Source organism: Selenomonas bovis DSM 23594 (genome assembly GCF_000381005.1).
Taxonomy (GTDB): domain Bacteria; phylum Bacillota; class Negativicutes; order Selenomonadales; family Selenomonadaceae; genus Selenomonas_C; species Selenomonas_C bovis.
Genome location: NZ_KB908379.1, coordinates 82,753 through 96,016, shown reverse-complemented (window position 1 = coordinate 96,016; position 13,264 = coordinate 82,753). Strand labels below are relative to the sequence as shown.

Here is a 13,264-nt window from a genome sequence, read left to right as displayed (position 1 = left end):
CATTCGGTGCGGCTCCATTGTAAATTGCGCGAAGCTGATAGGGAGGGCTATTTGTGAAAAAAGAGATTTTCCAGGGCGCAGCTGTCGCTCTTATTACGCCGTTCACGGAGGACGGCATCAATTTCGATGAGCTTGCCCGCGTGATCGAGGATCAGATTGCCGGCGGTACGGACGCCATCGTCATCACGGGCACGACGGGAGAGTCTGCGACGATGACAGATGCGGAGCATCGCGCGGTCATCAAGTTCGCCTGCGAACAGGTGAAGGGCCGGATCCCCGTCATTGCCGGCACGGGCTCGAACGAGACAGCGTATGCCATCCAGCTCTCTCAGTACGCGGAAAGCGTCGGCGCCGATGCACTGCTCGTCGTGACGCCGTATTACAACAAATGCACGCAGAATGGCCTCGTCGCGCACTACACGGCCATTGCTGACAGCGTGAACATCCCGCTTATCCTCTACGATGTGCCGTCCCGTACGGGCGTGGGCATCCAGACGGAGACGTATGTGAAGCTCGCGCAGCATCCGAACATCGCGGCAGTCAAGGAGGCCAACGGTGATCTCTCGAAGATCCTGCGCCTGCGCGCAGCGGTTGGCGACGCGCTTACGATTTATTCTGGCAATGACGACCAGATCATCCCGATTCTTTCGCTCGGCGGCAAGGGCGTCATCTCCGTGCTTTCCAATGTCGCGCCGCAGGACACGCACAAGATGTGTGAGCTCTATTTTGAGGGCAAGACGGCGGAAGCTGCGAAGATGCAGATTGATTACTGCGATCTCATCGATGCGCTCTTCTGCGAGGTCAATCCCATCCCCGTGAAGACGGCGATGCAGCTCCTCGGTTATCAGACGGGCCCGCTCCGCATGCCGCTCTCGCCGATGGAGCCGGCACATGAGGAGAAGCTTAAAACCGCGCTCCGACAACATGGGTTGCTCAAATAAGATGTCAGATTTACTGTAAGGACGGGCGGATGATGTCTACAAAATGGGCGTTCGTTGTGCTCTATATGCAAGCAAAGAGGCTTCCACATATGGGAGCCTCTTTCTATGTGACCAGAATGGATGTTTGTACGCACAGCAATTACTTTTGGAACGCCGCATTTCAGTAACAGCTTCCCAGGGATATGGGATACAGGCACAGCGTGCCTGGTTAGATGTTTTATCGGGGCGGGGCAAGCTCCGCAACAGGGAGATACTCTCAAGGTGGTGTATGATGTATGCATGGTGTCTTTGACATCGTCGGACCGGTGATGATCGGTCCTTCGAGTTCTCACACGGCGGGCGCTGTCCGCCTCGGACTCATGGCGCGGCAGGTGCTCGGAGAGGTGCCGGTCAAGGCGGAGATTCTCTTGCACGGCTCGTTTGCTCAGACGTATCGCGGTCATGGCACGGACAAGGCGCTTGTCGCTGGCATCCTGGGTTTCGCACCGGATGATGAGCGCATCCGCGAGGCTCTGCAGATCGCGACGCGACAGGGGGTGAAGTACCGTTTCGCGCCCGTCAGCTTGGAGCAGGCACATCCGAATACGGCAATCCTCGCGCTCACAGGTGCGTCGGGGCGCGTTACGCGTGTGCGCGGCGCGTCGGTCGGTGGCGGGAATATCCTCATCACGAACATCGATGGGTATGAGGTGGAGCTCACGGGTGCCTATCCGTCGTTCATCACGATCCATCGCGACAGGCCCGGCGTCATCACGCAGGTGACGCAGATCCTCTCGCGCTATGAGGTCAATATCGCGTTCATGCGCGTCTCCCGGCGGAATCGCGGTGAGACAGCGATGATGATCATGGAGCTCGATGACGTGCCTGCGGAGGAGGTCGTCGAAGCGTGCCGGGAAGTCTGCGATGTGGAGAATGCGTTCAGCATTCCGCCCGTCGGTTAGGAGGTCTAGATGGTCAGTTTTCATACGGTTGGCGAGCTTGTCCGGCTTGCCGAGGAGAAGGATGTCCCCATTCATGAAATCGTCATCGCACACGAGATGCACGACGCGCAGAGAACGCGGCAGGCGCTGCTCGACGAGATGAAGAAAAACTGGGAGGTCATGCAAGCGGCCATCGAACGCGGCATTGAGAACGAAGAGCACTCGGTGAGCGGTCTCACGGGCGGTGACGCGGAGAAAATCTACGCCTATGCGGAGCGTGGCTACCTCGGAACACGCGTCCTGCACGCGGCGGCGTATGCCGTCGGTGTCAGTGAGGTCAATGCCGTCATGGGGCGCATCGTCGCCTGCCCGACGGCCGGCAGCTGCGGTATCGTGCCGGCGGCACTCTATGTGGCGCGAGAACAGCGCCGTGTATCAGAGGAGACCATCGTCGGAGCACTCTTTACAGCGGCGGGGATCGGCATGGTCATCGACCAGAACGCGTCGATCGCAGGCGCGGAAGGCGGCTGTCAGGCGGAGTGTGGCACGGCGGCCGGCATGGCAGCCGCTGCGCTCGTCGAGCTTGCAGGCGGCACGCCCGCGGCCGTCGGCAATGCCTGCGCACTCGCGATAAAGAATCTGCTCGGCCTCGCCTGCGACCCCGTGGCGGGCCTTGTCGAGGTGCCCTGCGTCAAGCGCAATGGGTTCTGTACGGTGCATGCGATGCTCGCGGCCGATATGAGTCTTGCGGGCGTAAAATCCGTGATCCCCATCGACGATGTCATCGAGGCACTGGCAGCCATTGGCCGCATGATGCCGCATGCACTCAAGGAGACCGCGGAGGGCGGCCTCGCGGCGACGGAGACAGGTAGGGCACTCGCCGCGCAGATCTATCCGTCGCACAGCTGATAGCCTAAGGAATCACTGATGAATTCAGCACCCTGCCTTTGCGCATCTGCACTGTCCTCTCGTCGCCCTACAATCCTCAGCACAAAACGCGATGGAGTGTTTTGGTTGCTACGCTTCCGGTTTGTCTCCTAGGGAGATACAGCGCATCCACGCAAATCCGGAGTACTCCGTTTCATCAGCGGTTCCTAAAACTTTCGTGAGGAAGCAGGATTTTTCTCTTCAGGGGAGAAATAAAGAAAAGAAGTGCTGGTCTGGTGAGAGATCAGCTGAACCAGCACTCGCTGATGGTACCAAGAGAACGAGGAATCTTCCGGTGATAAGCAGCCAGCGGTCTTGCGGCAGAGAAGCCTGTCGGCGTCTGCGCGCCGCGGAATTCCTCGCAGTGGTGAAAGTTGAAAGCAGGGGGTACTTCCATGAAAAAGTTGATGCAGATGCTGCTCGTTCTATGCCTCGTTGTCTTCAGTACGCAGGTAGCGTTCGCAAACTCGGATAAGGTAACACTGGTGGAGGGCGCGGACATCACGGGCATCCATCGCCTCGCGCTCGCAAAGCCGCTCTACATGCAGACGGATAAACTCGCGCCGACGATGGACCAGCTTATCCAGATTGAGAGCGAGGCGAGCAAAGTCGCGCGCATGTATGTCATTCCGTACGATACAGTCGCGGCAAGTGTCAAGACGGATACGAAGGTCGATATCAAGGCACTCGACCGCCATCAGGCCGCCAAGGTGTTCAAGGAGAATGCCGGCAAGTATGCGGATGCCTATGTCGTGCTGACTGTCGCGAACGACAGCCGCACGTCGTTCTTCTTCGATGTCTACAAGGCGGGATCGAACGAGCTTCTTTATTCCTACCAGATTCAGGCAAACCGTTCGGAAAAGGATGATGTCACGACGTACCAGAACCTTTGCGAGCAGTTCTACAAGAATTTCGAGCGCTCCATCGGAGAGCAGCAGAAGAAAGACGCGAAGGCTGACAAGAAAAAATGAGATAGAAAAAGAGAGTACCCACTAGATGATGGGACTCTCTTTTCTTGTCTTATGACAGGTGCGATGACCGGCAGGATGATATGCCGCGACGGGGGATTGCGCTGTGGCACACGGTGGTTTTTGAAGCCGTTTACTTCCTCGTCTGTACGAGCGTTAGAGGCTTGATTTTTGCCTCCTCCGCCAGTTCGCTGTTGATGTAGCCAGCGTCCTTCATTGCGTCGAGCACGACGAACTGCCGCTTTTTCGCCATGAGAAAATCGACATAGGGCGAGTAGACGGAGGGGGCGTTCGGGATGCCCGCGAGCATGGCGGCCTCGGGCAGTGCAAGATCCTGCGGTGCCTTGCCGAAATAGCCGTCCGCGGCGGCGGCGATGCCGTAGTAGCCGCTGCCGTAATAGATCGTGTTGAGGTAGAGCTCGAGGATTTCGTTCTTGGAGTAATTGGCCTCCATGTCGAGGGCGAGCAGGACCTCCTCCGCCTTGCGGCCAAAGGTCTGCTCGTGACTGAGGAAGAGATTCTTCACGAGCTGCTGTGTGATGGTGCTCGCGCCCTCCTCGATGCTGCCATACTGGAGGTTCACGAGTGCGGCGCGCGCGATGCTTTCCATGTCGATGCCGTGATGTTCGTAGAATCGCCGGTCCTCTACGGCGACGACGGCATGGATGAGATCGGGCGACAGCTTGGCGAACGGCACGTAGTCGTCTCTGGCCACGCGAGCATTGACGGCGCGTCGCAGGAAGACGAGGCGGCTGAGGCGGTCTAGTGTGGAAATCTGGCGGTACTCCGTATCGGAACGCCCCGCCGGCGGCTGGTATGACAGCTTGGGCAGGAAATCACCGATGCCCTGCCAGGTGCGCGGCAGGAAGATATTGAGTCCTCCAGAGAGGGAGAAGGTGAGGAAGAAGGTGAGCAGAAGAAAGATGAGAAAGCGGAGCGGCCGCAGTCGGCGTCTCTTGTTTCTTTTCATAGACGATGCTCCTTTGCTGGATTCACTTCTATTATAGCATAAGCGAATCGTAGCGAAAAATATGGAAAAAGCCCTTGCATTTTTATGCATAAAAGTCGTATAATTATAAACATCAGATTCAAGAAGCGGCGCAGGCCGTTTTCGGGAGGGACCAGAATGAAGGTTAGTGTCTTAGGTGCTACGGGCTATGCTGGAGCGGAGCTCCTACGCATTCTTTATCAGCATCCCCAGGCGGATGTGGTGCACATCACGTCAGAGAGCCATACGGGCGAGTCGATCGCCTCTCTTTATCCGCATCTGCGAGGACTCTACGACATGAAGCTCGAGAGCATGCAGGACATCAGGGCCATCGGCGAGGACAGCGATTTCATCTTTATCGGCTTGCCGCACGGACACGCGATGGAGGTCGCGCGAGCGCTTGCCGATCTGCCGGTGCGCATCATCGACCTCGGCGCGGATTTTCGCTTCGATGATACGGCGGTCTACGAGGAATGGTACCATGTGAAGCATACATATACGGACGCGCCGCGCGTCTACGGGCTCGCCGAACTTTACCGCGACGCGGTGCGATCCGCGAAGATCATCGGCAATGCGGGATGCTTCACGACGGCGAGCATCCTCGCGCTCGCGCCGCTCGCCAAGTCCCACCTCATCGATACGAAGAGCATCATTGTCGATGCGAAGTCCGGTGTCACCGGCGCGGGGCGCTCGCCGAAGCTCGCGAACCATTTCCCCGAGCTCTACGATAATTTTCGTGCGTACAATGTCGCGCATCACAGGCATACACCGGAAATCGAGCAGGCGGTGGCGGATCTTTCCGATGAAGAGACGCTCATCAACTTCACGCCGCACCTCGTGCCGATGGGGCGAGGAATCCTCGCGACCTGCTATGCCGATCTCAAGGAGGGCGTGACGCCGGAGCTCATCGACGCGGCCTATGAAAAGCTCTACGACAAGGAGTTCTTCATCCGACTGCTCGGGCGCGGCGGCTATCCCTCGACGAAGGAGGTGCGCGGCTCGAATTTCTGCGACATCGCGTGGCATGTCGATGAACGCACGCACCGCGTGATCGCGCTCTCCGCTATCGACAACCTCGTCAAGGGCGCAGCCGGGCAGGCTGTGCAGAACTTCAATATCGCTTGCGGTTTCGACGAGAAGACCGCGCTCGATGTTGCTCCGATGTACCCATGATGCACCAGCAATCATAGCTGATATACACTAAGATTTCCAGGAGGCATGCAACATGTTCAGTGAAGAAAATGCGAAAAAAGGCGTAACGTATCCGAAAGGGTTCCAGGCGGCGGGCGTCAAGGCCGGTATCAAGAAGAGCGGCAATCCCGACGTCGCCGTCATCTATACGGCGAAGGAAGCCGTCGTCGCCGGCACGTTCACGCAGAACCAGGTCGCGGCGGCGCCGGTCTACGCGTCGAAGAAGGTCGTAGCGACGGGCACAGCGCATGCCGTCGTCTCGAACTCTGGCTGCGCGAATGCCTGCACGGGCGCGCAGGGTGACGCGGACGCGGCGAAGACGCAGGAGGTCGCGGCAGCGGCACTCGGCTGTGAGCCGCTCGATGTCATCGTCGGCTCGACGGGCGTCATCGGCGTAACGCTGCCGATGGAAAAGGTCGAAAAAGGTGTCAAGCAGGCAGTCAGCGAGCTGGCCGCGGACGGCAGCGAGAAGGCGGCGAACGCCATCATCACGACGGATACGCACACGAAGGCATGCGCGACGTCCATCACGCTCGGCGGCAAGGAAGTCCGCTTCGGCGCCATCGCGAAAGGCTCGGGCATGATTCGTCCGAACATGGCGACGATGCTCTGCTATGTGACGACAGACCTCGCCATCGATCAGAAGCTCCTGCAGGAAGCGCTTTCCGGCGTTGTGGAAACGACGTTCAACATGATCTCCATCGACGGGGACATGAGCACGAACGACATGGTCATCGTCCTCGCGAACGGCGAGGCAGGCAATGAGAAGATCACGGCCAAGGGCGCGGACTACGACAAGGTCGTCGAGACGCTTCACGCTATCTGCCAGGGCATGGCGGAGCGCATCGCTGCGGACGGCGAGGGCGCGACGAAGTTCCTCACGATCCACGTCAAGGGGACGAAGTCCTTTGCTGACGCGAAGAAGGTCGGCATGGCCGTCGCCAACAGCCCGCTCGTCAAGACGGCGTTCTTTGGCGAGGATCCGAACTGGGGCCGCGTCATCTGCGCCGTCGGCTATGCCGGCGTTCCGATGGACCCCGAAAAGACCGTTGTGAGCTTCGGCGGCATCCCGGTTTATGCGCATGGCGTCGGCGCGCAGACGGATACGGAGAAGATCGCCGAGGTCATGGCGGAGCACGACATCACGATCGACATCGATCTTGCGGACGGCGGCAGCGAGGCGACGGTCTGGACCTGTGACTTCTCCTATGAGTACGTCAAGATCAACGGGGAGTATCACACCTGATGGGAGGAGCTTCGATGTTTTCAGCAGAGGACAAGGCATCCGTCCTCATCGAGGCGCTGCCTTATATCCAGAAGTTCTACGGTAAGACCATCGTCGTCAAGTACGGCGGCAATGCCATGGTGAGCGATACCCTGAAGGAAAAGGTCATGGAGGATATCGCACTGCTCAAGTACGTCGGTGTGCGCCCCGTCATCATTCACGGCGGCGGTCCGGAGATCACCGGCTTCCTCAAGAAGGTCGGCAAGCAGACATCCTTCGTCTCCGGCCTGCGCGTCACAGATGAGGAGACCGTCGAGATCGCGGAGATGGTGCTCGACGGCAAGGTGAATTCCGAGATTGTCAACCTGCTCAATCACCGCGGCGTCAAGGCCGTCGGCATCTCGGGCAAGGATGCGGGCCTCATCCGCGCGAAGAAGAAGCTCGCGACCGTCTACGATGGCGATGATGCGAAAAAGGTCGATATCGGCTATGTCGGCGAGGTGGAGAAAGTCGACACCGGTCTGCTCGACGATCTCATCGACCATGACTACATCCCCGTCATCGCGCCGATCGGTGTCGATGAGGAGGGCGCGAGCTACAATATCAATGCAGACTACGTCGCTGCGGAGATCGCCGGCGCGCTCCACGCGGAAAAGCTGTTGCTGCTCACGGATATCGAAGGCGTCTACAAGGACTATCATGACAAGGATACCTTCATTTCCACGCTGCATCAGGCGGAGGCGCGGGAGTACATCAAAACCGGCATCATCGAGGGCGGCATGATCCCGAAGATCGAGGCATGCCTCAAGGCGCTCGACGCCGGCGCGGTCAAGGCGCATATCATCGACGGCCGCCTCGCGCACTCCATCCTGCTCGAGGTGCTGACGCCGCAGGGCATCGGCACACAGGTCGTCAGATAGGAGAGTTTTGTTTTATGAGTGAAATAGATGAGAAGGTTTTTGCTGAGGATGCGGCGGACTATCTGCCGGTCTTCAGCCGTTACAAGATCGTTCTCGACCACGGCGAGGGAGCCTATGCCTATGACGTGGACGGGAACAAGTACCTCGACTTCCTCGGCGGCATCGCCGTCAACGTGCTCGGCCACGCCTACGCACCGCTCGTCGAGGCCATCAGCCGTCAGGCAGGCAAGATGATCCACTGCTCGAACCTCTACTATACAGAGACGCAGGCAGATGCCGCAGCGAAACTCGTGAAGCTCTCGGGACTCGACCGGGCGTTCTTCGGCAACTCCGGTGCGGAGGCGAACGAGGGCGCCATCAAGGTCGCGCGCAAATACGCGCATTCTCTCGACCCGGAGAAATCGCAGATCATCACGGCGCTGGGCAGCTTCCATGGCCGCACGATTGCGACGCTCACGGCGACGGGACAGCCGCACTACCATGAGGGCTTCGGCCCGCTGCCGGCAGGCTTTGACTACGTTCCCTACAATGACATTGACGCGCTCGCGCAGATGATGAGTGAGAAGACTTGCGCCGTCATGCTCGAGACCATACAGGGCGAGGGCGGCGTCTATACACCGGCGCCCGGCTACCTCGAGCAGGTGCGCGCGCTCTGCAACAAATACCACGCGCTGCTCATCTTCGACGAGATCCAGGCAGGCATCGGCCGCAGCGGCAAGTTCTTCGCCTACGAGAAATACGGCGTGAAGCCGGACATCGTGACACTCGCGAAGGGCCTCGCGGGCGGCGTGCCCATCGGTGCCTTCATCACGACCGAGGAAGCGGCAGCCGCGATGAAGCCGGGCGATCACGGCACGACCTTCGGCGGCAATCCGCTGGCCTGTGCCGCGGCGAACGTCGTGCTTGACACCGTGCCGCAGCCTGCGTTCCTCAAACATGTCGAGAAGGTCGGCAGCTACTTCAAGGCACAGCTGCTGAGCCTCCAGCAGAAATACCCCGCGCTCATCAAGGAAGTGCGCGGCACGGGGCTCATCCTCGGCGCGGAGCTCACGCGCCCTGGCCGTGACATCGTCAATGATGTCCTCGCGAAGGGAGCCATCATCAACTGCACAGCAGGCAACGTCCTGCGCTTCATCCCGCCGCTCATCATCACAGAGCAGCAGGTCGATGACGTCCTCGCGAAGCTCGACGATGTCCTGCCGAAATACTGCTGACCGGCCCTAGTCAGGCATGAAGCAATGTTGTATAATGAAGGACAATGGTGACCTTCATGGAACATATCAAGATTTGGAGGTAATGGCATGCTCAAAGGCAAAGACCTGTTATCCATCCATGACCTTTCCGTCGCAGAGGTCGAGGAAATCCTTTCCCTTGCCAAAGAACTCAAGGCCATGCAGAAGGCTGGTGTCGAGCATCACCTGCTCGCAGGCAAGACGCTCGGCATGATTTTCGAGAAATCTTCGACGCGCACGCGCGTTTCGTTCGAGACAGGCATGTACCAGCTCGGCGGGCAGGCGCTCTTCCTCTCGAGCCGCGACCTGCAGCTTGGCCGCGGCGAACCCATCAAGGATACGGCGCGCGTGCTCTCGCGTTACCTCGACGGCATCATGATCCGCACGTTCGGCCATGATCGCGTGGAGGAGCTCGCCAAATGGGCGGATATTCCCGTCATCAACGCGCTGACGGATCTTCTGCATCCCTGCCAGGTCCTGACGGATCTGCTGACCATCCGCGAGCACAAGGGGCAGAATCTCAAGGGGCTTAAGATGGCCTATGTAGGCGACGGCAACAACATGACGAACTCCTATCTCTACGGCTGTGCCAAGGTCGGCATGACCTTTGTCGCAGCGACGCCGGAGGACTACCGCCCCGACGCGACCGTCTTCGAGAACGCCTGCAAGGACGCGGAGGAGACGGGCGCGGAGCTCTCGCTCGTCACGGATCCTCAGGAAGCCGTCAAGGATGCCGATATCGTCGTGACCGACACCTGGGCGAGCATGGGGCAGGAGGCGGAGCACGAGATGCGCAAAAAGATCTTTGCCCCTTACCAGGTCAACAAGGAACTCCTCAAGGGCGCGGACAAGCGCGTCATCGTCATGCACTGCCTGCCCGCTTACCGCGGCGAGGAGATCACTGAGGAGGTTCTCGAGGCGAATGCCGACGTGATCTTCGACGAGGCGGAGAACCGCCTGCACACGCAGAAAGCCATCATGGCGCTCACCATGGGCGACTGAAATAAGAAAAGAGGTTACTCACTATGGCAGACAAAATCAAAAAAGTAGTACTCGCATATTCCGGCGGTCTCGATACCTCCGTCATCATCCCCTGGCTCAAGGAGAACTACGATGGTTGCGAGGTCATCGCCGTCTGTGCCGATGTCGGACAGGGCGACGAGCTCGATGTCGTCCATGACAAGGCGCTGAAGTCCGGCGCCTCGAAGATCTACATCGAGGACATCAAGCAGGAATTCCTCGAGGAGTACGTCTGGCCGACGCTCAAGGCTGGTGCTGTCTATGAGGAGAAGTATCTGCTCGGCACGTCGTTTGCACGTCCGCTCATCGCGAAGAAGCTCGTCGAGATTGCGAAGAAAGAGGGCGCTGACGCCATCGCCCACGGCGCGACGGGCAAGGGCAACGACCAGGTGCGCTTCGAGCTCACGGTCAAGGCGCTCGCGCCGCACATCAAGCTCATCGCTCCGTGGCGCGAGTGGGACCTCGACTCCCGTTCCTCTGAGATCGAGTACGCGAAGAAGCACGGCATCCCCATCGCGACGGAGAACAAGACGTACTCCATGGACCGCAATATCTGGCACCTCTCCCATGAGGGTTCCGACCTCGAGGATCCGGCGAACGAGCCGCACAACAGCATGTTCCTCATCTCGAAAGCGCCTGAGGATGCTGCAGACAAACCGGAGTATGTGACCGTCGACTTTGAAAAGGGCATTCCTGTCGGCGTCAACGGCAAGAAGCTCGGCGCGGTCGAGCTCCTCACCGAGCTCAACGAGATCGGCGCGCGCAACGGCGTCGGCATCGTCGATATCTGTGAGAACCGCCTCGTCGGCATGAAGTCCCGCGGCGTCTATGAGAACCCGGGCGGATCCATCCTCTACTACGCGCATCGTGAGCTCGAGTACCTCTGCCTCGACCGCATGACGTTCCATTTCAAGCAGCAGGCAGCCATCCGCTTCGGCGAGCTCGTCTACGATGGCATGTGGTTCTGCCAGCTTCGCGAGGCGCTCTCCGCCTTCGTTGACAGCACGCAGCAGACGGTCACGGGCTCTGTGAAGCTCAAGCTCTACAAGGGTAACATCATCTCCGCGGGTAGCAAGAGCCAGTACTCCCTCTACAGCAAGGAGTTCGTGACGTTCGAGCATGACGATGTCTACAACCAGGCAGATGCGACGGGCTTCATCAACCTCTTCGGCCTGCCGCTCGAGGTTCGCGCGCTCATGCAGGAGAAAACGCAGAAATGAGCAAGGCAATGTGGGGAGGCCGTTTCTCGAAAAGCACTGATGAGATGATCAATGAGTTCCAGGCCTCCATCAATTTCGACAAGCGCATGTATCATGAGGATATCCGCGGTTCCATTGCTCACGCGCGGATGCTCGCGAAATGCGGCATCCTCACGGAGGAGGACCGTGACAAGATTGTCAAGGGACTCGAGGACATCGAGCAGCAGATCGAGGATGGGAAGTTCGATTTCTCCGTCGACCTTGAGGATATCCACATGAACATCGAGAAACGTCTCACCGAGGCCATCGGCGAGGCGGGCGGCCGCCTGCACACGGCGCGCAGCCGCAACGACCAGGTCGCGCTCGATACGCACATGTACATCCGCCGCCAGGTCACGGAGGTGCAGAAAGAGATCGAGAACCTCCAGCAGGCACTCGTCGAGACCGCGGAGAAGTACAGTGACGTCATCATGCCGGGCTATACGCACTTGCAGCGCGCGCAACCCATCCTCTTCGCGCATCATCTGCTCGCCTATTTCTCCATGCTCTCCCGCGACTTCGCGCGCTTCGAGGGCGTCTATCGCCGCGCGGACATCATGCCGCTCGGCGCCGGCGCGCTCGCCGGCACGACGTTCCCCATCGACCGCGCCTACGTCGCGAGTCAGCTCCATTTCGAGCAGATCTATGGCAACAGCCTCGATGCCGTGAGCGACCGTGACTACATCATGGAGTTCCTCTCAGCGGCCTCCATCCTCATGGTGCATCTCTCGCGCCTCTCCGAGGAGACCATTCTCTGGTGCAGCCGCGAGTTCCACTTCATTGAGCTCGACGACGCGCATTGCACAGGCTCCTCGATGATGCCGCAGAAAAAGAACCCGGATGTTTCCGAGCTCGTGCGCGGCAAGACAGGACGCGTCATCGGCCATCTCATGGCGATGCTCACGACCGTCAAGGGCCTGCCGCTCGCCTACAACAAGGATCTCCAGGAGGACAAGGAAGGCATCTTCGACGCCATCGACACGGTGAAGTTCAGCCTCGCTGTCTACGCCCAGCTCATCCGCGGCATGAAAGTCCGCCGCGAAGTCATGAAAAAGGCCGTGACCGAGGACTTCTCCAACGCCACCGACCTCGCGGACTACCTCGTGAAGAAGGGCATGCCCTTCCGCAAGGCTCACGCTGTCGCAGGTGCGGCCGTGCATCAGTGCATCGAGCAGGGAAAATACCTCGAGGACATGTCACTCAAGGAATTCCAGGCGCTCTCGCCGCTCTTCGAGTCCGACATCAAAGAAGCCATCCGCCCCGAGACCTGTGTCAAGAACCGCAACTCCTACGGCGGCACTTCCTACGAGCAAGTCAGTCTCCAGCTCAAGGCGGCCAAGGAACTTCTCGCGAGCGAGAAGGGCATCGCTGAAGCAGCAAGAGAGAAACAAATCTGATCGAACGTATATCGTAGCTAAAAGCCATCGCATAGCAAAACACTGTGCGGTGGCTTTTTGGTGTGTAATATAAGCCAGCCAATGCCACTGATCGAAGTGGCGGCTGCACAAAAGGTATGGTAATATCCAGCAGCTTACAAGATTTAGGGAAACACTGATTCATTCGGCACTTCGTCTTCCCGCGTCACTCTACAATCCTCAGCACAAAACGCGATGAAGCGTTTTGGCGCTACGTTTCCGGCTTGCCGCCTAGAGAGATACAGCGCATCTACGCAAAAAATTGCTAGATGATTCTGT

General features: G+C 59.0%; 12 protein-coding genes. 11 read left to right on the top strand and 1 reads right to left on the bottom strand.

Annotated elements, in window-relative coordinates:
* The first annotated feature begins 53 nt into the window (after positions 1-53).
* From dapA to F599_RS0100495, 4 genes are all read left to right on the top strand, one after another.
* The gene (gene dapA, locus F599_RS0100510) at positions 54-941 is read left to right on the top strand and encodes a 4-hydroxy-tetrahydrodipicolinate synthase (RefSeq protein WP_019541581.1); all 888 of its coding nucleotides are present in this window, start codon (positions 54-56) and stop codon (positions 939-941) included.
* A gap of 275 nt (positions 942-1,216) precedes the next feature.
* Positions 1,217-1,882, top strand: a complete 666-nt coding sequence (sdaAB, locus tag F599_RS0100505) for an L-serine ammonia-lyase, iron-sulfur-dependent subunit beta (protein WP_019541580.1) — start codon at positions 1,217-1,219, stop codon at positions 1,880-1,882.
* A gap of 9 nt (positions 1,883-1,891) precedes the next feature.
* Positions 1,892-2,770 (top strand): L-serine ammonia-lyase, iron-sulfur-dependent, subunit alpha, encoded by an 879-nt coding sequence (sdaAA, locus tag F599_RS0100500; protein WP_019541579.1) that lies wholly within the window; start codon positions 1,892-1,894, stop codon positions 2,768-2,770.
* A gap of 413 nt (positions 2,771-3,183) precedes the next feature.
* Positions 3,184-3,759: a hypothetical protein gene (locus tag F599_RS0100495; protein WP_019541578.1), complete on the top strand. Its 576-nt coding sequence runs from the start codon at positions 3,184-3,186 to the stop codon at positions 3,757-3,759.
* 130 nt (positions 3,760-3,889) lie between these two features.
* Here the strand turns inward: F599_RS0100495 and F599_RS0100490 are convergent, their stop codons facing one another.
* Positions 3,890-4,726: a transglycosylase domain-containing protein gene (locus F599_RS0100490; protein WP_019541577.1), complete on the bottom strand. Its 837-nt coding sequence runs from the start codon at positions 4,724-4,726 to the stop codon at positions 3,890-3,892.
* Between the two features lie 156 nt (positions 4,727-4,882).
* Here F599_RS0100490 and argC point away from each other — a divergent pair, with 156 nt between their 5' ends.
* From argC to argH, 7 genes are all read left to right on the top strand, one after another.
* Positions 4,883-5,917 (top strand): N-acetyl-gamma-glutamyl-phosphate reductase, encoded by a 1,035-nt coding sequence (gene argC / locus F599_RS0100485; protein ID WP_019541576.1) that lies wholly within the window; start codon positions 4,883-4,885, stop codon positions 5,915-5,917.
* 52 nt (positions 5,918-5,969) lie between these two features.
* A complete protein-coding gene (argJ, locus tag F599_RS0100480; RefSeq protein ID WP_019541575.1) occupies positions 5,970-7,181 on the top strand; it encodes a bifunctional glutamate N-acetyltransferase/amino-acid acetyltransferase ArgJ in 1,212 nt (403 codons plus the stop codon).
* 14 nt (positions 7,182-7,195) lie between these two features.
* Positions 7,196-8,080, top strand: a complete 885-nt coding sequence (gene argB, locus F599_RS0100475) for an acetylglutamate kinase (protein ID WP_019541574.1) — start codon at positions 7,196-7,198, stop codon at positions 8,078-8,080.
* A gap of 14 nt (positions 8,081-8,094) precedes the next feature.
* Positions 8,095-9,294: an acetylornithine transaminase gene (locus tag F599_RS0100470; protein WP_019541573.1), complete on the top strand. Its 1,200-nt coding sequence runs from the start codon at positions 8,095-8,097 to the stop codon at positions 9,292-9,294.
* A gap of 87 nt (positions 9,295-9,381) precedes the next feature.
* Positions 9,382-10,314: an ornithine carbamoyltransferase gene (gene argF / locus F599_RS0100465; protein ID WP_019541572.1), complete on the top strand. Its 933-nt coding sequence runs from the start codon at positions 9,382-9,384 to the stop codon at positions 10,312-10,314.
* Between the two features lie 23 nt (positions 10,315-10,337).
* Positions 10,338-11,552: an argininosuccinate synthase gene (locus tag F599_RS0100460; protein WP_019541571.1), complete on the top strand. Its 1,215-nt coding sequence runs from the start codon at positions 10,338-10,340 to the stop codon at positions 11,550-11,552.
* Complete coding sequence (argH, locus tag F599_RS0100455) at positions 11,549-12,967, top strand: argininosuccinate lyase (RefSeq protein WP_019541570.1); 1,419 nt, start codon at positions 11,549-11,551, stop codon at positions 12,965-12,967. The genes F599_RS0100460 and argH overlap by 4 nt, the downstream gene beginning before the upstream one ends.
* The last annotated feature ends 297 nt before the right edge of the window (positions 12,968-13,264 follow it).

Coding starts and splice junctions, on each gene's coding strand:
- sdaAB (WP_019541580.1), top strand. CDS start 1,217: ATGCATGGTGTCTTTGACATCGTCGGACCGGTGATGATCGGTCCTTCG.
- sdaAA (WP_019541579.1), top strand. CDS start 1,892: ATGGTCAGTTTTCATACGGTTGGCGAGCTTGTCCGGCTTGCCGAGGAG.
- F599_RS0100495 (WP_019541578.1), top strand. CDS start 3,184: ATGAAAAAGTTGATGCAGATGCTGCTCGTTCTATGCCTCGTTGTCTTC.
- F599_RS0100490 (WP_019541577.1), bottom strand. CDS start 4,726: ATGAAAAGAAACAAGAGACGCCGACTGCGGCCGCTCCGCTTTCTCATC.
- argC (WP_019541576.1), top strand. CDS start 4,883: ATGAAGGTTAGTGTCTTAGGTGCTACGGGCTATGCTGGAGCGGAGCTC.
- argJ (WP_019541575.1), top strand. CDS start 5,970: ATGTTCAGTGAAGAAAATGCGAAAAAAGGCGTAACGTATCCGAAAGGG.
- argB (WP_019541574.1), top strand. CDS start 7,196: ATGTTTTCAGCAGAGGACAAGGCATCCGTCCTCATCGAGGCGCTGCCT.
- F599_RS0100470 (WP_019541573.1), top strand. CDS start 8,095: ATGAGTGAAATAGATGAGAAGGTTTTTGCTGAGGATGCGGCGGACTAT.
- argF (WP_019541572.1), top strand. CDS start 9,382: ATGCTCAAAGGCAAAGACCTGTTATCCATCCATGACCTTTCCGTCGCA.
- F599_RS0100460 (WP_019541571.1), top strand. CDS start 10,338: ATGGCAGACAAAATCAAAAAAGTAGTACTCGCATATTCCGGCGGTCTC.
- argH (WP_019541570.1), top strand. CDS start 11,549: ATGAGCAAGGCAATGTGGGGAGGCCGTTTCTCGAAAAGCACTGATGAG.